The sequence below is a fragment of the Fructilactobacillus sp. YLN 2507 genome (genome assembly GCF_059614085.1).
The window spans coordinates 254,934-279,852 of sequence record NZ_CM184303.1 but is presented as its reverse complement, the minus strand read 5'-3'; the positions used below and the strand labels follow the sequence as shown (position 1 = coordinate 279,852).

The following is a 24,919-nucleotide window of genomic DNA, read 5'->3' as shown; positions in this document are numbered from 1 at the left end:
AAATTTTTTTATTTTTCAGTTTACCGTTTTGCTAGCTTTCTATTATTAGGAATTAGATTGAAAAAAATGGTACAATATGGTTGAAACATAACTAATTAGAATTTGAAAGGAAGTTTATTATTATGGCTGAAAAACATCAAAAAGTTGTTTTAGTTGGTGACGGTGCCGTAGGTTCTTCATACGCATTCGCCATGGTTCAACAAGGAATTGCTGAAGAATTTGTAATCATTGATATCAACAAAGAAAGAACTACCGGAGATGCACTTGACCTTGAAGATGCAACCCCATTCACTTCACCAAAAAATATTTATTCTGGTGAATATTCTGATTGTAAAGATGCTGATTTAGTAGTTATTACTGCTGGGGCACCTCAAAAACCAGGTGAGACTCGTTTAGATTTAGTTAACAAAAATCTTAAAATTTTATCAACAATCATTAAGCCAGTTGTCGAATCTGGATTTAATGGTATTTTCTTAGTTGCTGCTAACCCAGTTGACATCTTAACTTATGCAACTCAAAAATTATCAGGTTTTCCTAAAGAAAAAGTTATTGGTTCAGGTACTTCATTAGATACTGGTCGTCTACGAGTTGCAATTGCTAAGAAATTCAGCTTAGATCCAGCTAGTGTTGATGCTTACATTTTAGGTGAACATGGTGATTCAGAATTTGCTGATTTAGATGAAGCTACTATCGGTAATGTTCCATTACTTAAATATGCTGCAGATCGTAACGTCACTAAAGATGACCTACTTAAACTTGAAGACGAAACTCGTAACAAAGCTTATACCATCATCAACAAAAAAGGTGCTACTTTCTACGGAGTTGGTACAGCTTTAATGAGAATTTCTCGTGCTATTTTGCGTAACGAAAATGCAGTGCTTCCAGTTGGCGCACCAATGAATGGTGAATATGGATTAAACGATATTTACATTGGTACTCCTGCTGTGATTAATGCAAACGGAATTGCAAGTGTTATCGAAATTCCACTTAGTGATGAAGAAAAAGCTAAAATGGCTGCTTCTGCTAAAACTTTAAAAGAAACTGCTCACAATGGTATGAAAGCTACTGGTTTAGAATAAAAAAGTTTTTAGTCAAACTAAAAAGAACGAATCCTAGGATTCGTTCTTTTTTTACAATTTTGTAGCTAAGTAAGTTTGCAAAAGATTTAAAGCCGTTTCAAGATTAGTAAAACTAGTGGCATAACTAAGACGTACATATCCTTCTCCACCATCGCCAAAACTTGACCCAGGAATCATTCCAACTTTAGCATTTTGCGCTATCTCAATACAAAAATCATAACTATTTTGATTTAAATTAGCCGGAATTTTAGCAAAGATATAAAAAGCACCTTCTGGCAGCTGATTTTCAAACCCCAAATCCTCTAATCTTTCATGTAAATAATCCCGTCGTTTTCGATATTGTTCTAACATAGGTTGCGCATCATTTTGACCGTTGGCAAATGCTTCTTCCGCTGCAATTTGAGCTGCAGTCATGACGGACGTAGTAACTAATTCGTGAACTTTTGCAATTTGATTAACTAAATCATCCGGTCCTGCAAAAATACCAATTCTCCAACCTGTCATTGCATGTGATTTAGACAAACCATTGAATAAAATAGTTTGTTCTGGAATGAATTTGGCAATTGAAGTATGTGGTTGACCATAAGTTAATTCAGAATAAATTTCGTCACTGACCACAACCAGATCAGTTTTTGCTAAAACATCTGCAAGTGCTTGAATCTCACTAGCAGAATAGGTACGGCCAGTAGGATTAGAAGGAAAATTTAGAATAATCATTTTGGCCCGAGGATGAGTAGCAATTGCTTTTTTCAACCGTTTTGGCGTTAATAAAAAGTCGTCTGGTTGGGTATTAATCGATACTAATTTTCCTCCATTCAAATCAATTAAAGAATAATAAACGGGGAATGCTGGAGTTGGGACCAATACTTCGTCCCCTTCTCCAATAAAAGTTGCTAAAGTATCGTACATCGCTTCCGTAACTCCATTAGTAATTACTAATTGGGTTGCTGGATCATAATCCAGTCCATACTTATTTTTCAAAAAATCAGCCGCAGCCATTCGGGTTTCAATTCTTCCCCAAGTAGATGTATAATGACTTTCATCGTTATTAACCGCAGAAATTGCGGCTTGTTTAACATGAGTCGGGGTAGGAAAATCTGGTTCGCCTAGCGTAAGCTTAATTAAATCAGGAATGGTGCTAATCTTTTCACTAAATCCATAAATATTTGACAATTGTGTATTTAAAACAGACTGTTTAATTTTATCTTTTAAATTTTTGTTCATTATTTTCTCCATAAAAAGTAGTATAGTTTCATTTTACACTTTTTTTGAACAAATGTATTCAAAATTACGACAATCATTAATTACCATGGAGGTGCTTATGAAAATCAATCAATTCGCTCAATTACATCCAAATTTATCAACTATGAAAACTGAACTCCAACGTATTGGTTTTAAGCTTGAATCAAAGAATGTAAAACAACTTTTCCATTCTTTTTTAGTTCAAATTCAACCTAATAAATCTAGCTCCGCCAATTTACGGATCAAGTTAAATCAATTTCTAGCGACTGCGGACACTAGGCTAGGTGATTTTTTCAATTCTAAGACTCCGCTTTCAGCAGAAATTTTTTATTTAATTGCGCTTCAACTCTTAGGCTTTCAGGCAGGTGTCGATTACAATCTTAATCAACCCCTTCAGTCTGTCAAAAAATTAAATTTATTTCATCATCATGTAGTTAATACAACTGATGAATTAATCAAAGCTTGGTATGATTTACTTAATACCCACGGAAAAAATGATTTAACTTTACTTGATAACTTGGCAGCGGAGGGATATTTTGCCAAACCTGAGTTTAGCCATCATCAACCCCTATTTTTTAACGGAAAAGCCCAAGCTACCTTCTTGACTCAAGATTTTAAATACGAGACCGTTTATGTTCAAACTGATTTTGATTCTGATTTTGATGGAAAAAATGACTTAATTAAAGTTCAAATCACACGTCCTAAAGCAGACAATCAAATTCCCGTGGCTTATACAGCCTCACCTTATGACCAAGGCGTTAACGACCAACTGGGAGAACATTTAACCCATAACGTTCATCAGAATTTAAGCGAAAAAATTGCTGGAAAATTAGAATTTAACGTTCCACATCCTTTAAAAAGTGGAACTAGTCAAACACCTGCATCCGTCACTAAAATTGCAACTGAAACTCATCAACCAAAACCAGGATACACCTTAAATGACTATCTGTTAGTTCGTGGTTTTGCAAGTGTGTATGCTGCTGGAATTGGAACCATTGACTCTGATGGATTCCAAACCTGTGGCGACCCCCAGCAAACTGCTAGTACAATTGATGTGATTGAATGGTTGCATGGAGACCGTATTGCCTTTACCAATCGCACGGATCACATTCAAATCAAAGCGAATTGGTGTAATGGAAATGTAGCCATGACTGGACGATCATATTTGGGAACATTAGCAATTGCTGCAGCTACAACTGGTGTAGCTGGTTTAAAAACAATTATCGCAGAGGCCGCCATTTCATCTTGGTATGATTATTATCGAGAAAAAGGACTGGTAGTTGCACCTGGTGGTTTTCAAGGAGAAGATGCTGATGTACTAGCAGGGGAAACATTCTCTCGAAGCTTACGTCCAGGTGATAACTTCAGCATTCGCCCTCAATTTGATAAGTATTTAAAGCAAATGGCAACTGAACAAGATCGGGCTACTGGCAGTTATAATCAATTTTGGGATGACCGAAATTATCGCAAGCAGATGGGAAACATCAAAGCAGACGTCATGTTAGTACACGGACTCAATGACTGGAACGTCAAGCTGCGCAATCCATATGAACTTTGGCAAGGAATTCAGAATTTACCAATTCAGAAAAAGTTAATTCTTCATCAAGGTCAACACGTTTACATCAATGCTTTTCCTTCATTTGATTTTTCTGATATCACTAATCTTTGGCTTTCCCATGAACTATACGAAATTGATAATCAGGCCGAAACAATTCTACCTAATTTAATTGTCCAGGATAATGTCCAACCCGATACTTGGGAAACTGCTAAAAATTGGCCTACAAATCAAGCCAATCCACAAAAAATTAAATTTAACCAATCTCTTTTTAAAAATAACGTACCGGCTGATTGTTTTAACCAATACTGTCACGATCCTCAGCAATGGCGCCAGCAACTATTTGATTTAAAAAATCAAACACTTCAGGATAATCGGGTAACCGCAACCCTTGATTTCCCTCATCAAGTTACCATCAATGGGTCAGTTACTTTGAAACTTGAGGTTACTAGTAATACTAATTTAGGAATGTTAAGTGCCGCTTTACTGGACTATGGGTCTGCCAGACGACTCAACGAAAACCCCACTATTTTAGCCCGACATGGTGTGCCGTTAGGTTATCAATGGTATACAGATGACTTACGAGAACTCACTTTAAATAAAAGTGAGACCCCTTTTAAGTTGATTTCTGAAGTGCATCTTAATCTTCAAAATCGGACTAGCCCTGCTATCAATGAAACGATTGAACCAAATCATACTTATACCGTGGAATTAAAATTTCAACCCACTTTTTATCGGCTTCCAGAAAGCCGTAAACTGGCAGTTGTGCTTTATTCCACTGATTATGAAATGACGAACCAAAATAATCAGTCAATCACTTATAGAATTAAACCTAATGCTACTTTATCAATTCCATTCAATTAAAAAAGGACCTGCAGTGGCAGGTCCTTTTTTTCAGATTAAATTAATTTACGCCGTAAGTAAGTTGAAAGGGCATCAATTGCCAAAACCATCGCAACAATTCCTAACAATATAATTCCTGTTTTAGACCAGTCTCTGGTCTGCAAAGCAAACATCATGGGTGTCCCAATTCCCCCCGCTCCAACTAAACCAAGAATTGAAGCAGAACGAACGGAAATTTCAAACCGGTATAAAGTATAAGAAATTAATTCTGGTAAAATTTGAGGCAGCGTAGCAATTCGAAAGATTTGCCACTTAGTTCCTCCAGTAGCAGCAATTGCCACCTCAGCACTTCGATCCATTTCTTCAATTGCCTCAGAAAATAGCTTTCCTAACATTCCAACTGAATGAAGGCCAATTGCTAAAACACCCGCAAATGAACCTGGACCAACGGCTTTAATAAACATAATTGCTAAAACTACTTCAGGAAAAGCCCGAATAGCCGTTAACAAAAATTTGCCAATAGTTGAACGGGGATGAAACATGGTGTTTTTAGTTTGGGCTGCAAAAAACGCAAACGGTACTGAAATTACTGCTGAAATAATAGTTCCCAGGAAAGCAATTGCTAAGGTAATTACCAATTGAGAAACTAAATCTTCACCACTGCCATTATAAACATAGGACCAATCCGGATGCATAATCCCGTTAAAAATTGAAGCACTTACTTGACCAGCTGAACTTTGAATCCCAGTAAATGGAATCCCAGTAACTGACCAAGCATACAAGGCAATGATCACAATGGCAGTAATAATCCATTTCATACGTTCAAATTTAGATTTTTTTAAATTCATTATTGTAGTCGCTTCCTTAGATAATTACTGATAGTGTCAATTACAAGTACTACCACAAAGATTGAAATAATAATGACAGCCGTTCTTGGGTAGTCAAATTGATCCAAAGTTTGTGATAAGTAGAGCCCAATTCCTCCTGCTCCTAAATAACCAAGGACGGTTGAGGAACGAACGTTAATTTCAAGAGTATACAAAAAATCACTCATAAATTGACCAGCAACCTGTGGCATTACGGCAATTCTAACTGTTTGGGCCATCGTAGCTCCAGTAGCACGAATCGCCCGGACTGGTCCCATATCAATGGTTTCGATTACTTCATAGAATAACTTTGAAACCATCCCGAATGAGAAAAGGGCTAACGTAATTACCCCAGTCATTGGTCCAATTCCAAATACAGCTACGAATAAGGCTGCTAACAAAAGACTTGGTAACGTTCTAATTAATGAAAGAATGATTCGAATAATTCCCCGACCAATCCGATTTTTAACGATATTACGAGCAGCTAGGACCGAAAAAGGAACAGCTAAAATTGTTCCAAAGGTGGTTCCTAAAATTGCCATTTGAATGGTTTGCAATAAGGGATCTTTCATTTTTGCCAAATATGACCAATCCGGATCCTTCATTTGTCCCAAAATTACACCAAATTGATCAATGTTAGTCATGAAAGTGTTGAAATCAACTCCCGTAATTTCAGATGAAAGATAAATCAAAACTAACATAATTACGGCAATCGCAATTCCAATTAAATGGAACCGATGCACGAAATTTTGTTTAGGGACATTCATTATTGTTCCACCCCGTTTTCATAAATCTGTTTCAAATCAGCTTCGCTAGCTTCAGCAATTGGTTTGTTATAAACTAACTTCCCATCGCGTAGTCCAATGATTCGGTCCGCGTATGCTAGTGCTAATTCAACTGAGTGAATGTTAACCAAAACAGTAATATTTTCATACTTTTTCAAGTGGTAAAGGTCGTCCATTACTCCTTTACTAGTCTTAGGATCTAGTGAAGCAACCGGTTCATCAGCAAGGACCAAAGTTGGATCTTGCATCAAAGTCCGTGCAATCGCAACCCGTTGTTTTTGTCCTCCAGATAATTCATCAGCACGACGATACAATTTTTTCACCATGTTAACTTTATCAAGTTCAGCAATGGCTTTTTGCTTGTCCGCCTTACTGTACAAACCTAACATTGTTTTCCAAGTTGGGTAGTACCCAGAACGACCAGCTAACACATTTTTTTGGACAGTGGTCCGTTCAACTAAGTTAAAGTTTTGAAAAATCATCCCAATTTTACGACGCATCTGGCGAAGGGCTTTTCCCTTTAATTTAGTGATATCTACGCCATCAACTAAAACTTCACCATCAGTGATATCAATCATTTTGTTGATTGAGTTAAGCATGGTACTTTTACCAGCTCCTGATAATCCAACGACGGCCACAAATTCACCACGATTAACTTTAAAATTAATATCTTCTAAACCTTTAACGCCACTTTGATAAACTTTGTTAACGTGTTTAAACTCTAAAACTGTTTGGTTTTCCAACGATTTTATCCCCTAACTATTTGTTGATTTTCTTTACGTCTTCTAGATTTTTTCTAACTCCATCAAAATCTTTATCGTTTATTTTAGCAAAACCTTCGTAACCATATAGGTTGTTAAGAATGTCATGACCTTCTTTTGATTTAGCAATGTTTTGGAAAGCTTTGGAAATTTTAGTATCCCACTTAGGTGACATGTCGCTTCTAACGGCAATTGCATCATTTGGAATTGGTTTTGTTTTGTATATAACTTTAGTGTTTTCCATAATCTTAGGATCGTCTTTAGAAGCAATCTTACGTGCCCCTTCAAAACAAAAGGCAGCATCAGCGTTCCCATTTTCCACTGCCATTACAGCTTGATCATGCCCTTTGACTGTAAAAGTCTTGATTCCATCTTTATGAAGATTAATCCCCTTTTTATTCATTTCGACCGCCGGATAAATATATCCAGCTGTTGAAGTTGCATCTTGGGTAGCAATTTTCTTACCCTTTAAATCTTTAAGACTGTTGATACCACTGTCTCTTTTAACCACTACTTCACTGATGAAGGTATCGGAAGTTTTATCAGTGTGATTTTCAGCGGCGTCATATTTAAAACGAGTTCCTTGAAGTAAAGGTTTCACTTTGTAATTTTTATGTGCTAAAACGTAATCGGCTGGTGAAAGGAAAGCCACATCAGCAGTCTTGGATCCCAACGCTTCAACCATTGAACTTCCGCTCGTTTGCATTACCACTTTAACGGGAATGTGAAGTTGCTTAGTAAGTAACTTCTCCAACGGTTTAACTTGAGAATCAGCTGATCCAGCATTTGATGATGGTTTAAATTCAACAACTAATTTTTTGGGTTCATAACTACCAGGATTGGCACTTTTCTTACCACATGCAGTAAGTCCAATTGCCATTACAAGCATTGCTGTGGCGATTGTCACAGTTTTTATAACTTTTCCAAACTTCATATCCATTCTCCTCTGGGTATTTCCTTTAGTTATATTTAAGATTTTACAGTTAAAAGTGAACATTATCAAGCAAAAAATGTAAATATTTTGTATTTTATTGATATTTTAATATTTTTTTCAAAAAAAGTATTAAAAAAATAACTCAAAAGATAAAAACGCGAACATTAAAATCCGAATGTTCGCATAATAAAAAGGGAAACTCCTATGAGTTCCCCTTTTTTATTCAGTTAAAACAAATCTTGTTTAGTAATCTTAGTTTTACCATGCATGTATGGTTGTAAGGCTTCAGGAATATTAACCGTGCCATCTTCATTTTGGAAGTTTTCCAAAATCGCAGCTACCGTTCTACCAACAGCCAGGCCTGATCCATTCAAAGTATGCACATATTGTAATTTACCATTTTCATCGCGATATTGAATGTGAGCTCGACGAGCCTGAAAATCAGTCGTATTTGAACAACTAGAAATTTCACGGTAACAATTTTGTGAGGGCATCCATACTTCAATATCATGAGTCATCGCTGCTGTGAAACTCATATCACTACTAGTTAAAGTAATCACGTGGTAAGGAATTCCTAATTTCTTCAATGATGATTCAGCTTGTGCAGTAATATTCTCTAAAGCATCCCAAGATTGTTCTGGCTTAGTAAACTGTACCATTTCAACTTTGTTAAACTGATGCAAACGAATTAATCCCTTGGTATCCCGACCAGCACTACCTGCTTCAGAACGAAAAGCAGGTGTCAAAGCAGTAAACTTAACGGGAAGCTTTTCAGCAGGAATTACTTCATCACGATAGAAATTAACCAATGGAACTTCAGCAGTTGGAATCATGGTTAAATCGCTATCTGAAATTTCAAAGCCGGCTTTAGTTTCTTTAAACTTAGGAAATTGCCCTGTCCCAAACATTGAAGCTGAATTAACCATATAAGGTGGCAAAATTTCAGTATAACCAGCTTTATCATTTTCATCTAAGTAAAAATTGTAAACAGCTCGTTCCAACATTGAACCAGCCCCAATGTAATAAACAAACCGACTACCAGCTACTTTAGCACTTCTTTTAAAATCTAAAATATCAAGATTTTCCCCAATTTGCCAATGTGGTTTAGGTTCAAAATCAAATTTACGCGGAGTTCCAACCTTCCGAAGTTCAACTGAACCTTCCTCCGTTAAGCTAACAGGAACCTTATCATTCGGAATGTTGGGAAGATGGGCTTCAAGATTATCTTGTTCAGCTTTGGTAGTCTCTAGATCAACATCTAGTTGTTTGATTTCGGCCCCTACTTCACGCATCCGTTTAATTTGAATATCAGCATTTTCTTTGTTGCGCTTAAGCTGCGAGATTTCTTCTGAAACTGAGTTTCTTTCAGCTTTAAGGGCTTCACTTTTAACAATTAAATCACGCCGTTTTTGGTCTAATTCCATTAATTTATCAATAGTTGTACCGTCAATACCACGATCAGCCATTTTTTGTTTAAACCAATCAGCATTTTGCCGAATCATTTTCATATCTAACATAGCTTTTCCTCCATTGTACGAAAAAAGACCCTCTCCAATTGGGACGAAGGTCTTTTCTTGTTCGCGGTACCACCCAAGTTCCTACCAGTATAGATAGGCCCTTAATTATTGATTAGTAACGGAATCGCCGTGCAGGATTAACTGCCCATTTTGCATACTGGAATCTTCGACGATAACTCTCAGCCTCGTTATCTCTCTGTAAGTCTACTCATAGGTATGCATTCGTTTTATTTTTCTTAATTATACAATATAAGTTAGCATTAACCTAATATTTTTTTAAGTTTTTGGTCGACTGCAGCTAAGACTTCCTCGCGAGCTGTTCCATCTACCATAAAATCATATTGATCTCCATCAATCATCATTTTAGGTGATCTATCATAAGCCTCGTACCACTTAACGTAACGCTGATTTAATTCTTGGTAATAGTTGTAAAGACTTTCATCAGTTTCAATTTGTTCAAATGAACGACCTCGCTTTTTTATTCGTTGCAACATCGTTTCAAAGGAAACCTTAATATAAATTAATAAGTCTGGATTTTTTTGAAAATCACTACCTGGGATTGGTTCCAACATGTTATGCAATAATGAATCATAGATTTCAACCTCGGTCTCAGTTGAACGACCTAAGTCCGCATTTAAATGAAAAAGAAGCGAGTCTTCAAAAATTGAGCGATCCATCACACTATATTGGTTAGCATTAGCTTCTTTAATACTATCCAGTCGTTTATTTAAAAAATAAATTTGAAGTAAAAAAGCATACTTTTTGGGATCCTTATAGAATAACGGCAAAATTTGATTATCATCCACTGATTCATAAAAAGCCGGAGCCTTTAAATGCTCTGCTAATAAAGTTGTTAACGATGTTTTCCCTGCACCAATCGCTCCTGATAAAACAATCATCTTATTATCTCCCCTATTAAAAAATGGTCCAACTAGCAAAACTAATTGTACCATTTTTATGATTATTTTAATTTAAATAGTTTATTTTTTGTCTGATTCATTCTCAACTTTAGCAGGGCTGACATCCACTTGATCTAATGGAATGATATGCGTTTTTTTCACAATCTTATAGCCAAAGTAAAGAACAATAACTAACGGAACACTAATATAAGTCACTGCAATTTGGAACCAGTCTCCGTGCGCAAATGCTCCAACATCTTGACCACAAATTACAATGATACAAAGAATCAAACAAAGAATTGGTCCTAGTGGAAACAAAGTTGCCCGATATTTCAGCTCACTAAGCTTATGACCCTGTTTCAAAAAGGCTCTCCTGAAACGATAATGCGATAGCGCAATCCCAAACCAAGCAATAAATCCAGTTAAACCAGAAGCAGCAACTAACCATAGATAAATTTGAGGACCAACAAAACTAGTTAAGAAAGTGAGTAATGCCACCAACGTTGTCGCAAGTAATGCTAATACTGGAATTCCATTTTTACTTATTTTACCAAAAACTTTAGGGGCATATCCTTCATCAGCCATCGCGTAAAGCATTCTAGTAGAAGCATACATCCCAGAGTTAGCAGATGAAATCACTGACGTTAAAATAACAGCATTCATCACACTGGCAGCAGCAGCTAATCCAGCTCGTTTAAAGACAACTGTAAAGGGACTGATTGCAACATCAGTGGCTGATGAACCTAATAAATCATGACTAGTATAAGGAATAATAGCAGCAATTACAAAGATAGCAAGGACATAGAATAAAATAATTCGCCAAAATACTTCATGAATTGCCTTAGGAACACTATTATGGGGATCATCTGCTTCACCGGCAGTAATTCCCACTAGTTCAGTTCCTTGGAAAGAGAATCCAGCAACCACAAAGACACTTAAAATTCCGGGAATTCCGTTCACAAAGGGAGCATCTTTATAGGTAAAGTTACTTAATCCAGTAGCGTGACCACCCATAATTCCAAAGATAGTTAAAACTCCAACCCCAAGGAAAATAAAAATCGTAATTACTTTAATCAATGACATCCAAAATTCAGTTTCTCCAAAAGCAGAAACTGCCAAAATGTTAATTCCAAAAATAATAGCTAAAGCAATTGCACTCCAAATCCATGCTTGAACGTGAGGAAACCAAAAAGCCATAACTAGAGAAACCGTCGAAATATCAACCGCAACCGTAATCGCCCAGTTAAACCAGTAGTTCCACCCCATTGCAAATCCTAATGCTGGATCTACATACTTAGCAGAATACGTCGAAAATGAACCCGAAATTGGTAAATTAGTGGCCATTTCCCCTAAACTGGTCATCAAAAAGTAAACCATAATCCCCATTAAGATATAGGCAACTAAGGCACCCCCTGGTCCTGCATTGTGAATTGCTGCTCCACTAGCAACGAATAGCCCCGTTCCAATACAACCACCCAAGGCAATCATAGAAACGTGCCGCGACTTTAAGCCACGCTTAACTTGTTTTTCAGCCATTACTAAATTCCTCCTATATAATAAGAAAGGCTATCAAACTAATCAAAAAAGGCACTTCAAGAAATTAATCCAGAAGAGCCTAATTAAACAATCGTTCATTAGTCTGCAAAGCGCTCCGCATTTCTCAATGCGACAGTGCTTGATTTATTAAATCAAGCCCCAATCAAATGGTTACCACTCATTTAATTTCGGCGACAGTTCCTTTCATCCTGCTTCATCGACTTGGTAAGTCTCTACAGCATTACTAATAAAAGTCGCTCCTCTTCTTAGATATTTTATTTGTGTATCAACAGTATAAGTTTTTATTAAACTAAATGCAAGTGCCTCCAAAAGAGCGTATGATCAACTTAACTAGTCGACTAATCAAGGAGGATCATGATGTCAAAGCAGGAAGCACTTTTAATTATTGATTATACAAACGATTTTGTCGCAGATGACGGCGCTCTCACCCTTGGTAAACCAGCACAAGCATGTGAACCAGAAATTTTGGCTTTAGCAAATCAATTTTATGCGAATAATCAGTTTGTGATTTTGCCAACTGATGTTCATCATAAGGGTGACCCGTATCATCCAGAAACGAAACTTTTCCCACCTCATAACCAACGAAACACCTGGGGACGGCAATTGTTTGGTGAATTAAAACCTTGGTATGAAGCTCATCAAACAGACGAAAATGTGTGGTTAATGGACAAAACCCGTTATAGCTCATTTGTCGGCACTGATTTAGATTTACGATTACGCGAACGAAACATTAAAACCCTTCATTTAGTTGGTGTTTCCAGTGATATTTGTGTCTTACATACTGCCATTAGTGCCTATAACTTAGGATATCACGTAATTATTCACGAACCTGCTGTGGCTAGTTTTACGGGTGAAAATCAAGCTTTTGCTTTAAATCATATGAAAACGGCTCTCGGGGCTGAAATCGTTCAATAAACAAAAAAGTCCTCCATTAAGTGGAGGACTTTTTATTTTTGCCGTTGTTGCAATTTAGAATGGCGAATCCCATAAACAAAATAAGTTACTAAACCAATCACCAACCAAATTCCCACTGAAACTTTAGTCATATCTGGCAACATAATAATGAAATAAATACTCATTAAAGCAGCAGCAATCGGAAGATAGGGATACCAAGGCATTTTGAACCCATCGTTTTTAATATCCTTCCGACGACGCAATGGAATCACCCCAAACGAGATGCAGGCAAAGGCTAATAAAGTTCCAGCATTAATCAATGAGGCCAATTGTTCTAAAGGAACTAATCCAGCAAAAATTGCTTGAATAATTGTCGCTACCACAATTGCATTACGTGGTACTTTGTATTTATCGTTAATTTTACCCATTTTTTCCGACAACAAGCCATCACGTCCTAAGGCATAAACCAAGCGGGATCCACCAAAGAACATGGTAACCATCGCAGTGAAAATTCCAAACAAGGCTCCAATGGTAATCAGTTTATTCCATGAATCAAGACCAACTACATGTAAAGCATAAGCAGCTGGGTCATCGACGTTTAAATCAGTATAATGAACCATTCCAACTAATACCAATGAAAAGGCCACGTACAGAATAACTGCAATAATCACCGTTCCTAAAATACCACGTACCACGTTTTTCTTTGGATTAATGGTTTCAGCCGAATTAGCAGCCAAAGCATCAAACCCGATAAAAGCAAAGAAAACGGTTGCTGCGGCAGTAGAGATCCCTCCCATTCCAAACGGACTTCCATGAAATTGTTTCGGATAAAAGGGAACATAATTACTCGTTTTAATGTAAAAAGCTCCTAAAATTACAAAAATCACAATAATGGCAAGTTTCACAATCACAGCAACGTTTTCTACTCGTTTTGAAAGATCAGCTCCTCGAGCAATAATCAAAGCAATGATTAAAATGATAACCACAGCCGTCAAGTTAATGACTCCCCCTTCCATGGGTCCGTTTTGCAAAGCCTTTGGCAGATTGATCCCAATGGGAGCCAAAAGATTATTGTTAAAATATGCTGCAAAACCAGTGGCTTCAGCAGACACCGCCAAAAAATATTCCAAAATCAATGACCAACCAATCATCCATCCAACTAACTCACCATACACAACTGAACCAAATGAATAAGCAGACCCTGCAATTGGCATCGCTGAAGAAAACTCAGCATAAGCCATTCCTACTATTCCAGAAAGTAAAGCAGCCAATAGAAAAGCGATTGCTACTGCTGGACCAGCATGCTGGGCGGCTTCGTGCCCTGGTAAAATGAAAATTCCAGTCCCAATTACTGCTCCAATTCCTAAAGCAACCAAATCCCAAGCATTCAATGTTCGTTTCAATTTTGAATCAGCTTTTAGATAATGACTCACTGATTCTTTTCTAAAAATTCGTTTTCCAATTTCCATGTTAATTCTCCAATTTTTCTTTACGTTTTCCCTAAGAAAAGTTGCGCAACTAATCTGATAGCTTTAATATTACAAGGAGGCTATTAATAAGTAAAATTAATCTTTTTAATCTAAGTATTAGGAGAACCGATTTAAAATGCAACGATTATTAGCACTACAAAAAATTATTACCACTGGAAGTTTTACGAAAGCCGCCAAAGAGCTTGGCTATACTCAGTCTTCCATTAGCCAAGCAATCGCTAGCTTAGAAACTGAATTTGGCGTTAAAATTCTCAAGCGATCCCGCACTGGGGCTTCATTAACTCCTGCGGGCCAAAAACTCTATCCCCACTTTCAAAACATGCTGCGACAATACGAAGATACCAAAGTCATTGCCGACCAAATCAACGGTTTAGAAACCGGAATTGTTAAAATTGGTGCCATCAATAGTCTGTCACGGTATTGGTTACCAAGTTTAATTCGTGGCTTTGAAAAACTGCATCCAAACGTCCATTTTACCTTGTACCAAGGTAACTACGACGAAATTCGTGAAGACTTGCTTTCAGGCAAGATCGAGCTTGGCTTTTTAAAACCACCATACACCAACGGTTTGAAAGTGAGCCCCTTAAAAATTGAACGACTACTTGCAATTGTGCCAACTAGCCATCCGTTAGCAAACGCCAAAAACCTGAATCTGACTGAACTTTACCAAACATTTCTTAATATCATCTTAATTCCCGAGGGCTCGCATAGTAGTGTATTGGAAGCCTTTGACAGTCTGGACATTTACCCAAAAATTAAAGATAAAATTCAAGATGATTACACCGTGATGGCCATGGTCGAAGCAGGCTTAGGGATTAGTTTTGTATCTGAATTAATGTTAACCAACTGCCCCTTTGACATCAAAGGCATTGCCACCACTCCGGCCTTAAACCATTCCATTAACCTTGCCTATCAAGATCCAGCCAACCTTTCGATTGCCAGCAAGCGCTTTTTAGAATACGTAAAATCACAAAAGGCAAATTTATCGTAAACAAAAAGGATTGAAATCAATTGATTTCAATCCTTTTTTTAATTAATCCAAACTATGTTGGAAAAGTTTAAAGTTTTTAAGTTTAGGTGCACCCCATAAATAAATATACTCTGCAATTTGAAGCCAGGTATAGGCAAAGAATGCTCCCCCAATCACATCGGAAGGAAAATGAGCGTTTAAATAAACTCTGGAGACCATCACTAAGAAAAGCCATATTCCAAGCAAAGTCTTAATCATCCATGCATTTGTACTATTCTTAACGACTGGAACTAGCACAATCCAAATTACACTAACCACTAAAAATGTACCTAAAACATGACCACTAGGAAAACTATATCCATCATCGGCCGCTAAATGTAAGCTAGGACGAGGCCGGGCAATAATATGTTTAACAATTGTGCCTAAAGCGTCACCACCAAGTAATAAACACAAAGCCCAAAAGGCCGGAATTTTATATCGACATCCCCATAGAAAGAATGCCAATAAAAACATCCACACAATGTCCATTTTGGGGCTGGCTAAGAAGCTAATCATTGTAAATAAATGATCTTCAAAACCAGATTGGCCATGTTGTACTCCACCAATCATAACTGTATCTAAAAAGTCAATAAAACCAAATTTCATTTTAACGGACACGGCCAATAAAACCGTAATGATTAATGAAACCGTCAATTTATATGGACGACTTGGGTCCTTTTTAATAATCATACTTTTGCCTCCAATATTATATTGTTAGTATACCATATCGAATTTTAAAAATTTTCTCTAAGCAAAAACTTAAGGTTTAGCGTAAAATTAAATAAAACATTAAAAAAGTGAGGTTTTCTATGTTTAATAGTATTTTTATTATGCTAATGGTTGGAATCGCCGTTGGAGTGCTAGGTTCAATCCTTGGAATTGGTGGTGGAATGATTATCACCCCTGTGTTAACACTAGGTTTTGGCCTAGACATTAAATATGCCATTGGGGCCAGTATCATTGCCGTGATTGCCACCAGTTCAGGAGCTACCATCGCTTACTTAAAAGATAATGTCTTAAATTTACGAGTAGCGATGTTTTTAGAAATTGCCACTTCAATTGGAGCAATTGTCGGTGCACTTTTAACCGGCGTAATCCAGCCCGTTTTTCTCTATTTATTATTTGGTCTCTTACTCTTCTTTTCCGGTGCCAACATGGTACGTAAATTATGGGGTAAACAGGTGCAAACCAATGCAACTAGTGATGATCCGATTGCCAAAAAATTAAAGCTAAATGGTTCTTATTACGATAAAAATTTACACAAACAAGTGGATTACAAGGTAACTAACGTGCCTTCAGGAATTACCATCATGTTTGGTGCTGGAATTGCCAGTGGTTTACTAGGAATTGGTTCAGGAGCTTTCAAAGTAATTGCAATGGACACCTTCATGAAGATGCCACTTAAACCTTCTAGTTCAACTAGTAACTTAATGATGGGAGTTACAGCAGCAGCTAGTGCTACCATTTACTTTTTTAACGGATCCATTCTTCCCCAAATTGCTGTTCCCATGGCATTAGGAATTATCGTCGGAGCTGCTATTGGATCTCGGGTAATGCAAATTATGCCATCCCGCATGTTACGAATGATTTTTATTCCTATCTTACTTTATTTGGGCTTACAAATGATTTTGAAAGGATTTGGGGTGACTATTTAATGCCAAACACAACTAAAAATGAAATTAATCGTGTCGAAGTTACTATTGGTAACATTTTACGCTGGGGTGTAATAATTTCCGCTGCCATCATGATTGCTGGCTTACTACTCTTTATTCTTAAAGATGGATTAGGTTATCCAAATGGATACTATGCTAAATCATTTCGTCAAATTTGGGATGGGCTAATTCAACTTAAGCCTTACTCCGTCATGATGCTTGGAATTTTCGCCTTAATTTTAACGCCCGTTTTACGGGTTGTCGTTTCCATTTATTCTTTTTATAAAGAAAAAGATTTTACTTACGTTTATATCACTACGTTTGTTCTTTTAATTTTAATTTTCAGCTTTATAATTGGAATCGTTTTTCATCTATAAATCAAAAATCAGTCAGCCATATTGGCTAACTGATTTTTTGATTTATTTTATTTTTTGGTAATCGCAGCATCCACGTATCCCAATAAAAAGAGAAACTTCGGATCATCCAAATCAGGTGAAACAGTTACAGCACCAATGGCTACTTGGGTCTTAGTTTCGTCAGTTACATCTTTTTGCGCATCTAATTCAATATCCAAGTTAACTTTAGCAGGTAAAGCACCAAGTTGTACGTTATCAGCTTGTGACACAATTTTAGAAAATTCTTTATCACCAATATTATCCATAATTTTTTTCACTTGTTGGGTAATGAATTGTTTCCAAAAGTTCACAAATTCAGCCCGACCGGCATCAGTTTCAACGTTAAATGGTCCTGTAACGGCAATTTGGCCGTCACTAATTTCAATATTAAGTTTCATAGTCATTCTCCTTTATGCGTTTGTCTATATTATAAGCTAAACTGAGTTTCCATCCTAAAAGAATGCCTAATTTGGCAAAATAGCTTATCATAGAAAATAAACTATTTAAGGAGCCAACATTATGAACGAAAATTTATTAGATCGATTTCTCCGCTACGTTAAAGTTAACACCCGTTCCAATCCAGATTCAACCACCGTTCCTTCCGATCCAAAGGAAGTCGCCTTTTTAAAGGATCTTAGTCAAGAATTAACCGACTTGGGTATGCACAATGTCCGAACTGGCAAGGATGGCTACGTGTTTGCTGATTTACCAGCTAACGATGACCAACCCCGAGCTACCGTTGGTTTCATTGCCCACGTGGATACCGCTGAATTCAATTCTGAAAACATTCAACCCCAAGTGATTGAAAATTACGATGGTCATTCCGTGATTTCCCTTGATCAAGCAGGCAAATATCTTTTAGATCCCCAAACTTTCCCTAGTTTAACAAAGTATGCTGGGCAAACTTTGATTACCACGGATGGCTCAACTTTATTAGGAGCTGATGATAAAGCTGGGGTCTCTGAAATCATGGAGACCCTCCACTATTTAATTGCTCATCCTGAAATCAAACATGGTGAGATTGTAGTAGGTTTTGGGCCAGATGAAGAAATTGGGACTGGAGCCGATCATTTCAATACCAAAGACTTCGGCGCCGACTTCGCCTATACCATTGATGGTGGATCATTAGGCGAACTGCAATATGAAACCTTTAACGCTGCGGCTGCAACAGTCCATTTTAATGGGACCAACGTGCATCCTGCTGAGGCTAAAGATGTAATGGTCAATGCATCCCAACTTGCCATGGATTTTCATGAAAGTTTACCAATTAATGAACGCCCTGAAAAAACGGCTGGTCGCGATGGTTTTTACATGCTAACTGATATGTCCGGAACCCCTGATTCTGCTGATTTAAACTACATCATTCGAGACTTTGATCACGCTAACTTTGAAAATCGGAAAGCCTTTATCAAAAACTTATCCACCGAATTCAACCAAAAATATGGAGCTGGACGCGTTGAAATCAACGTTGCTGACCAATATTACAACATGGGCGACGTCTTAAAAGACGATTTAACCCCGGTGGAATTAGTCAAAACGGCCATGCACAAAGTCGGAATTACACCTAACGTCTTTCCCGTTCGTGGTGGAACAGATGGTTCTAAAATTTCCTTCTTAGGAACTCCTACCCCTAACATTTTTGCGGGCCCTGAAAACATGCACGGTCGGTTTGAATATGTTTCCCTTCAAACGATGCAAAAAGCGGTCGATTTGTTAGTCCAAATTGTCCAAGATGTGCCTGTTGAAAAATAACGAATTAACAAAAAAGATTCCACCAATTTAAGAGGCCTCAATTCCAGTTAGACAAAATCTAACCGGAATTGAGGCCCTTTTACTATGACTAAATATGATTTTAAGTCTAAATTAAAAACAATAAATTTTTATAAAATAATGATATTCCTTAAAGGAAGAACGACAAAGTCTTTCCATTATCTTAGCTGATTCTGAAAGAAATAAATATATAAATGAAATTATAAAAATAAAAATTGACTATCAAGCATATTTATATAACAGTTTATTATTTACCTAATAAACTTTGGATTAAGTAAATCACTAATATTAAAACTATCATTGGAATTAAAACCAATCTAAGAAAGTTACCATCATTTAGAAACTGATTACTAAATAAAAAAATTATTATTCTCACAATCAAATAAATGCTTAATGCTATTAAAAAGTTATAAAAAGTCTTTTCATGATATCTCCCAATTTAGCATTACTTATCTTTTTCTTTTTTAAACATGAACTAATATTGTAATAACAATTACTAAAATAACAAAAATACGAAAGTACATTTCGAGGACTCTACTATTAATAGTGTGCCCTTCAAAACCTGAATGCAACGTAAATCCAGTGGTAATTTTGATGTTGCAACTAGCTTTTGGATGTCTGATAATTCTAATAATTTCTTAGACTTGCTAAAAATTAAAAATTTCGGTAATTGGTATAATCAACCATACAGTAATTTAGTAAATAAAAGTGAAGCAATGCATGCTAATAAAGCACAAACACGTTGAAATGATATGTTAAAAGACTAGCACATTATTACTGAAGATTTAGCAGAAATAACTACTTATCAATCAAATAATAGAATTTTAACTAAATCCAATGTGAAAGGGATGGAAGAAAATCCCTATTAATCTCTATAGCATGGCAGATACCTATAAATATTAGACTAGCTTAATACAAAACAGCTACATTCACTTTAAAATAAGCGTAGCTGTTTTGTATTTAATGCCTCTTTTTTGGTCAATAAATCAAATTGTTTTTGATATTGCGGATTATTTTTAATATTAAATAATTTATTTGGTTTTTTTAACTGTATCACCCTACCATTTACTAATTTAACTTTATATTGATAAACAGTATAAGGACAGACTTTAGACGTAGCATTATATTCAACAACGTTTCCTGCATTCAATCGTTTAATTTCATAAGAATTAAAAACATGATTCCCAAAACATGATTCCCAAAACTTGATTTCACTTTTCGCTCCATGAAAAATATACTTCTAACTATAATTGAGATAAGAAAAAGAATTTCAATCTATAAATCTTTCCTTATGACTATGAATGACCCTTTACAGTTTTATTATAACTTACTTGAGTTAAAAGGGAGATTAATTTGATGTATCAGTTAATAATTTTGACAATCACGATTTAACTATGAAATTATTTTAAAAAATTTATGAGTGAAAAACAATCTCTCAAAAACGAATTAATCATGATAATTCAAATGATGAAAATGATTCCAAAATTATAACGACAGAAACGATATCAAAGATCTAATAGAATATCGAAAAATTAATTATCCAGAAACAGTAATCAAATTAATTAAGAAATTTTTCAAAAACAACCCATTCTTACCTGGTGCCATAATTCATTAATATTTAAGATTTCATTATCAATTAGAAGCTTATAGAAAATAGATTAATGAACAAAATATTTTACAAAGTATGTCTAGGAAAGGTAATTGTCTTGATAATTAGACTGTGGAGAGTCAAATAGATTTGATAAAAAAAAGAACTTACGACGACAGAATATCGTAATAAGTTCCCAAAAATTGCTTAACTATAATATTTAACCTTATTGTATCCCAACAATTGGTGAAATCTTTTTTTATTTTTCTGCTGGATGAATTGTAGTTAATTGCTTCACCACTTGACGAGCATGAGCTTGAATTTTAATATCAGTAGGATTTTCAATCACCGCCACAATTAATTCTGCCACTTTTTGGGCATCTACTTCATCAAAACCACGAGTAGTGATGGTAGGTGTCCCTACTCTAATTCCTTCCATCGTGGTTCCGTCTTCTAAAGGCAATAACTCTTTATTAGTAGCTATTCCAACTGAATACAATAGCTCTGCTGCTTGCTCTCCAGTTAATCTAGTTTGATTCAAGTCAAGAGTCATTTCGTGGTTTTCGACCCCTCCAGAAACTAATCTAATTTTATTAGCTGCTAGAAAGACTTTTCCCATAGCTTTTGCATTTTTTATCACACTTTGGGAATAAACTTTAAAATCTGGTTGTAAGGCCTCTTGGTATGCAATCCCTTTCGCAGCTACAACTTGTTCTAAAGAGCCACTTTGAGAAGCGGGAAAGACTCCTGCATCTAAAACATCTGCATACTTTGCTTTTGCTAAGATCATTCCTCCCCGAGGACCACGCAGAGTTTTATGCGTTGTTGAAGTCACAACATCTGCTTCAGGAACTGGATTCGGATGAACACCACCGGCCACTAATCCAGCAATATGAGCCATATCAACCATTAAAATGGCACCGACTTCATCAGCGATTTCGCGAAATTTGTGCCAATCAATAATATGACTGTAAGCTGATGCTCCGGCAATAATTAGTTTTGGTTTAACAGCTAATGCCTGTTGGCGAATCGCAGCATAATCTAATAATTCGGTTTTTGGATCAACCCCATAAAAATGGGCATCATATAATTGTCCAGAAAAGTTATGCGGTTGTCCATGAGTAAAATGGCCTCCAGCATGCTCACTCATCGCTAAAATAGTATCACCTGGTTTTAAAAAAGCATTGTAAACAGCTTGATTAGCTTGGGTTCCAGAATGTGGGAAAACGTTCGCATATTCCGCATGAAATAATTTTTTAGCACGATTACGCGTTACGTTATCAATTTTATCAATCGCTTCGTTTCCGGTGTAAACGCGTTTACCGGGATAACCGACCGCATATTTATTGGTTAAAGCGGAGCTTTGGACTGCACGAACAGCTGGTGAAGCAATGTTTTCGGAAGCAATTAATTCAATGACCTGTTCTTGTCGCCGTGTTTCTGCTTGCATTGCATTCCAAATTTCTGGATCTTGCTTTGAAAAATCATACATCCTATTTCCCCCTTAAAAATCAAAAAAGACGCTCTTGTACTTTCGTACAAGGGCGTCTTTAACACTGTTCCACCTTATTTTATAGCAAGCTCACACATGCTATCTCTATCTCTTAATGCGCATTAAGAATTATATTAAACTTTAGTAAAGCTTGACTGCCTTCATTTTAAATAATGGTTTTCCTTTGCACTAAATCGAAAACTCGCTAAACATTATCTTAAAATTACTACTTTCAAGTTGGAAGTATCATAACAAACCTTAAAAAGTTCTGTCAACCGTTTTTCTAATTTTGCTTAACGATTTCCTGCAATTCGATTGGCGGCAGCCTCTAACTTTAACAACATTTTAAAATCAGCGGTTTTAAAATCATTTACTAAACTATCACTTTGTGCTTTAAATTTTCCTAACTTACGTCCGGTAATACTCACAAATTCTAACGTTTTATCATCAATTGGTCTAACAGAATCGTAATGTCCTTCTTCAGCATTATCTAAATATAGCTGTAATAAATCTTGAATAGTTTGATAAATTAAATCATTTTCAGCAACTGGTTGTCCTGCTTGCTCTAGTTCGGCCATTCGCTGCTGTACTTGCTCCATTGTCTCCGGAATCATTGGTTGATTATTCATTAATAGACCCTCCTAATTTCTTAATTATAACTAATTTTGTCGTGATTGTGCTACCATGTCTATGTACGCTGTGAAAGGAAATGACGACATGAAAATAGCAATTGTCGGAGCTGGTCCCCGAGGACTTATGTTGCTCCATCATTTAAATAAGAACCTAACTAAAAAATCACAAATTGATCTTTATGATCCATTTAAAATTGGCGGTCGAGTTTGGCGACCAGATCAACCACTTTATTATCTAATGAATTCTGCAGCCCAATTAGTTACTTTGTTTAACGATTATCATTCTAAGACAACCACTGGCCCCACCTTTTATGAATGGAGTCAGAGTGAAAATGCCCAAAAGTTTATTAAAAATCAAAATTATCAAACAGATTTTGAATCTATCTGTCGTAACTTAAAGCCCAATGATTTTGCTCCTCGAGCCTTATTTGGAGTATATGCTCAATGGTTTTACCAAGAAATTATTAAAACCGTCCCTTCTAATCTTTCAATTAATTTTATTAATCAAAACGTTACTAGAGCAAAAATTTTACCTGAGCAACGTTATGAATTAGCAAGTGGTATGACCACAAATGTTTATGATTATGTCATCATCAGCACTGGTACTAGTGATAATCAGCCTACAACTGATGAAAAATCATTAGCAAACTATGCCCAAAAATATAACCTAACTTATTTAACCCCATCGTACGTCAATGAAACTAATTTAACTAACATTACTGCAACTCAAACGGTTTTGCTTCGAGGATTAGGCTTAAATTTTTTTGACTACTTAGTCGCTTTTACCATTGGACGAGGTGGAAAATTTGTTTATGATAAAAATCAACATTTAACCTATCAAGCTAGTGGAAAAGAACCCAAATTAATTGCTGGCTCACGTCGCGGGGTTCCTTATTATCCTAAAACAGCTAATGAATTACCTTTAGGTCAACGAGTTCCTTTGGTTTTCATGAATTGGAACCACATTAACGCTAATTTAGTAAACCACAAACTCCCTTATGCTAAATTTTTTGAACTATTTAAAGCAGAAATTGAAAATCGTTACTATCAGTTATTAATCAAACAAAAATATCCCAAGTTAGATTCCACCACTTTTACTAAAGCTTTTCAAATTAGTAAAGACCATAAAGCCACAATTGCCAGATATCATTTTCAAGAAAATGATTTGCTCGATTGGAACTTATTAGCTAATCCAGTTGCTGGAACAAGCATTACTACAATTGCAGCTTATCAAAAAATATTACTCCAATGGATTAAATTAATGACCAACGATGCTGAGCTGGGTGCTCTACATGATCCATTAACAGGGGCATTAACCATTTTTGTAGAAATGCGCACTATTATTCAGCAACTAGTAGCTGAGCGTTATTTTAGCAATGATGACTATGTAAACAAGTTTCTCAAAGAGTTTACTTCACTGACTGGATTTCTAACTTCTGGTCCCCCCGTAATTCGTTATGAACAGTTACAAGCCCTACTAGAAGCTGGCGTTTTAACTATTATTCCACCTCAACTACAAGTAATGGGTGCCAATCATCATTTCATTGCTCGTTCCCACTTTTATCCTAGTGAGATCTTTACTTGCGACGCATTGATTGAAGCCCGCTTACCAAAAGCGAAACTTAGTTCAACTAATAATCAATTGTTAAACACTTTAAAAAATGAGAATTTGCTAACCCCTTACACACTAACTTTAGCTGATAATCAAAGCTTTAATACTGAAGCAATTAATGTAAATGAGCCTGCTTTCAATCCAATTAACGACCAACAAGTTTCAGCTTCTAATTTATTTATTTGGGGATTACCGCTTACTGGTCGCGAGTGGATGACAACTGCTCTTCCACATGCTTTAACTAACGATCGTAATTTTATGATTGTTAACCAAATTACTCAGCAAATCATCAATCCTTAATTCAAAAACAAGTAAAATAGTTTATAATTAAGTTAAATAAACTATGG

General features: G+C 36.1%; 22 protein-coding genes, 1 pseudogene and 1 riboswitch. Of the genes and pseudogenes, 10 read left to right on the top strand and 13 right to left on the bottom strand.

Translation table 11 applies throughout. The annotated features are described in order from the left end of the window. The first annotated feature begins 116 nt into the window (after positions 1-116). A complete protein-coding gene (locus tag AC0GLY_RS01305) occupies positions 117-1,079 on the top strand; it encodes an L-lactate dehydrogenase (RefSeq protein WP_496612221.1) in 963 nt (320 codons plus the stop codon). A gap of 51 nt (positions 1,080-1,130) precedes the next feature. On the opposite strand, the gene AC0GLY_RS01300 is transcribed toward AC0GLY_RS01305, so the two are convergent. Further along, the gene (locus tag AC0GLY_RS01300) at positions 1,131-2,303 is read right to left on the bottom strand and encodes an aminotransferase class I/II-fold pyridoxal phosphate-dependent enzyme (protein WP_496611784.1); all 1,173 of its coding nucleotides are present in this window, start codon (positions 2,301-2,303) and stop codon (positions 1,131-1,133) included. A 97-nt stretch (positions 2,304-2,400) separates the two neighbouring features. Between AC0GLY_RS01300 and AC0GLY_RS01295 the strand changes: the two genes are divergently transcribed. Beyond that, the gene (locus AC0GLY_RS01295; protein ID WP_496611783.1) at positions 2,401-4,740 is read left to right on the top strand and encodes a Xaa-Pro dipeptidyl-peptidase; all 2,340 of its coding nucleotides are present in this window, start codon (positions 2,401-2,403) and stop codon (positions 4,738-4,740) included. 35 nt (positions 4,741-4,775) lie between these two features. On the opposite strand, the gene phnE (AC0GLY_RS01290) is transcribed toward AC0GLY_RS01295, so the two are convergent. The 7 genes from phnE (AC0GLY_RS01290) to AC0GLY_RS01260 form a co-directional block, all read right to left on the bottom strand. Beyond that, positions 4,776-5,567, bottom strand: a complete 792-nt coding sequence (gene phnE, locus AC0GLY_RS01290; protein ID WP_496611782.1) for a phosphonate ABC transporter, permease protein PhnE — start codon at positions 5,565-5,567, stop codon at positions 4,776-4,778. After that, positions 5,567-6,352, bottom strand: a complete 786-nt coding sequence (gene phnE, locus AC0GLY_RS01285; protein WP_496611781.1) for a phosphonate ABC transporter, permease protein PhnE — start codon at positions 6,350-6,352, stop codon at positions 5,567-5,569. The genes phnE (AC0GLY_RS01290) and phnE (AC0GLY_RS01285) overlap by 1 nt, the downstream gene beginning before the upstream one ends. After that, on the bottom strand, positions 6,352-7,113 hold the full coding sequence (gene phnC, locus AC0GLY_RS01280) for a phosphonate ABC transporter ATP-binding protein (protein WP_496611780.1): 762 nt from the start codon (positions 7,111-7,113) through the stop codon (positions 6,352-6,354). The genes phnE (AC0GLY_RS01285) and phnC overlap by 1 nt, the downstream gene beginning before the upstream one ends. Positions 7,114-7,129: 16 nt before the next feature. After that, positions 7,130-8,065, bottom strand: coding sequence for a phosphate/phosphite/phosphonate ABC transporter substrate-binding protein (locus AC0GLY_RS01275; protein WP_496611779.1), 936 nt, complete (start codon positions 8,063-8,065; stop codon positions 7,130-7,132). Positions 8,066-8,292: 227 nt separating this feature from the next. Further along, positions 8,293-9,582, bottom strand: a complete 1,290-nt coding sequence (gene serS / locus AC0GLY_RS01270; RefSeq protein ID WP_496611778.1) for a serine--tRNA ligase — start codon at positions 9,580-9,582, stop codon at positions 8,293-8,295. Between the two features lie 260 nt (positions 9,583-9,842). Beyond that, a complete protein-coding gene (locus AC0GLY_RS01265; protein WP_496611777.1) occupies positions 9,843-10,481 on the bottom strand; it encodes a deoxynucleoside kinase in 639 nt (212 codons plus the stop codon). An 81-nt stretch (positions 10,482-10,562) separates the two neighbouring features. After that, positions 10,563-12,017, bottom strand: coding sequence for an amino acid permease (locus AC0GLY_RS01260; protein ID WP_496611776.1), 1,455 nt, complete (start codon positions 12,015-12,017; stop codon positions 10,563-10,565). A 100-nt stretch (positions 12,018-12,117) separates the two neighbouring features. Next, positions 12,118-12,290, bottom strand: a riboswitch (Lysine riboswitch). A 105-nt stretch (positions 12,291-12,395) separates the two neighbouring features. Here AC0GLY_RS01260 and AC0GLY_RS01255 point away from each other — a divergent pair. Continuing rightward, the gene (locus AC0GLY_RS01255; RefSeq protein ID WP_496612220.1) at positions 12,396-12,953 is read left to right on the top strand and encodes a cysteine hydrolase family protein; all 558 of its coding nucleotides are present in this window, start codon (positions 12,396-12,398) and stop codon (positions 12,951-12,953) included. Positions 12,954-12,985: 32 nt separating this feature from the next. Here AC0GLY_RS01255 and AC0GLY_RS01250 read toward each other — a convergent pair whose 3' ends face one another. After that, positions 12,986-14,401: an amino acid permease gene (locus AC0GLY_RS01250; RefSeq protein WP_496611775.1), complete on the bottom strand. Its 1,416-nt coding sequence runs from the start codon at positions 14,399-14,401 to the stop codon at positions 12,986-12,988. Between the two features lie 136 nt (positions 14,402-14,537). Here AC0GLY_RS01250 and AC0GLY_RS01245 point away from each other — a divergent pair, with 136 nt between their 5' ends. After that, positions 14,538-15,413: a LysR family transcriptional regulator gene (locus AC0GLY_RS01245; protein WP_496611774.1), complete on the top strand. Its 876-nt coding sequence runs from the start codon at positions 14,538-14,540 to the stop codon at positions 15,411-15,413. Positions 15,414-15,455: 42 nt separating this feature from the next. Here AC0GLY_RS01245 and AC0GLY_RS01240 read toward each other — a convergent pair whose 3' ends face one another. Beyond that, entirely contained in the window at positions 15,456-16,121 is a 666-nt protein-coding gene (locus AC0GLY_RS01240; RefSeq protein WP_496611773.1) for a phosphatase PAP2 family protein, read from the bottom strand. Positions 16,122-16,240: 119 nt separating this feature from the next. Here AC0GLY_RS01240 and AC0GLY_RS01235 point away from each other — a divergent pair, with 119 nt between their 5' ends. Continuing rightward, a complete protein-coding gene (locus AC0GLY_RS01235) occupies positions 16,241-17,086 on the top strand; it encodes a sulfite exporter TauE/SafE family protein (protein ID WP_496611772.1) in 846 nt (281 codons plus the stop codon). Continuing rightward, positions 17,086-17,460: a DUF1634 domain-containing protein gene (locus AC0GLY_RS01230; protein WP_496611771.1), complete on the top strand. Its 375-nt coding sequence runs from the start codon at positions 17,086-17,088 to the stop codon at positions 17,458-17,460. The genes AC0GLY_RS01235 and AC0GLY_RS01230 overlap by 1 nt, the downstream gene beginning before the upstream one ends. A 47-nt stretch (positions 17,461-17,507) precedes the next feature. Here the strand turns inward: AC0GLY_RS01230 and AC0GLY_RS01225 are convergent, their stop codons facing one another. After that, complete coding sequence (locus AC0GLY_RS01225) at positions 17,508-17,876, bottom strand: hypothetical protein (RefSeq protein ID WP_496611770.1); 369 nt, start codon at positions 17,874-17,876, stop codon at positions 17,508-17,510. Positions 17,877-17,997: 121 nt separating this feature from the next. On the opposite strand from AC0GLY_RS01225, the gene pepT reads away from it, so the two are divergent. The 3 genes and pseudogenes from pepT to AC0GLY_RS01210 form a co-directional block, all read left to right on the top strand. After that, a complete protein-coding gene (pepT, locus tag AC0GLY_RS01220; protein ID WP_496611769.1) occupies positions 17,998-19,230 on the top strand; it encodes a peptidase T in 1,233 nt (410 codons plus the stop codon). A 584-nt stretch (positions 19,231-19,814) separates the two neighbouring features. After that, complete coding sequence (locus AC0GLY_RS01215) at positions 19,815-19,994, top strand: hypothetical protein (protein WP_496611768.1); 180 nt, start codon at positions 19,815-19,817, stop codon at positions 19,992-19,994. A gap of 878 nt (positions 19,995-20,872) precedes the next feature. Beyond that, positions 20,873-20,962 (top strand): annotated as a pseudogene (locus AC0GLY_RS01210) (transposase); the annotation flags it as partial. 133 nt (positions 20,963-21,095) lie between these two features. Here AC0GLY_RS01210 and glyA read toward each other — a convergent pair. Together glyA and AC0GLY_RS01200 are read right to left on the bottom strand one after the other, a co-directional pair. Beyond that, entirely contained in the window at positions 21,096-22,328 is a 1,233-nt protein-coding gene (gene glyA, locus AC0GLY_RS01205) for a serine hydroxymethyltransferase (RefSeq protein ID WP_496611767.1), read from the bottom strand. 293 nt (positions 22,329-22,621) lie between these two features. Next, positions 22,622-22,957 carry a hypothetical protein gene (locus AC0GLY_RS01200; RefSeq protein WP_496611766.1) on the bottom strand — a complete coding sequence of 112 codons (336 nt, stop codon included), beginning with the start codon at positions 22,955-22,957 and terminating at the stop codon, positions 22,622-22,624. Positions 22,958-23,045: 88 nt separating this feature from the next. On the opposite strand from AC0GLY_RS01200, the gene AC0GLY_RS01195 reads away from it, so the two are divergent. Further along, positions 23,046-24,872 carry an FAD/NAD(P)-binding protein gene (locus AC0GLY_RS01195; protein WP_496611765.1) on the top strand — a complete coding sequence of 609 codons (1,827 nt, stop codon included), beginning with the start codon at positions 23,046-23,048 and terminating at the stop codon, positions 24,870-24,872. The last annotated feature ends 47 nt before the right edge of the window (positions 24,873-24,919 follow it).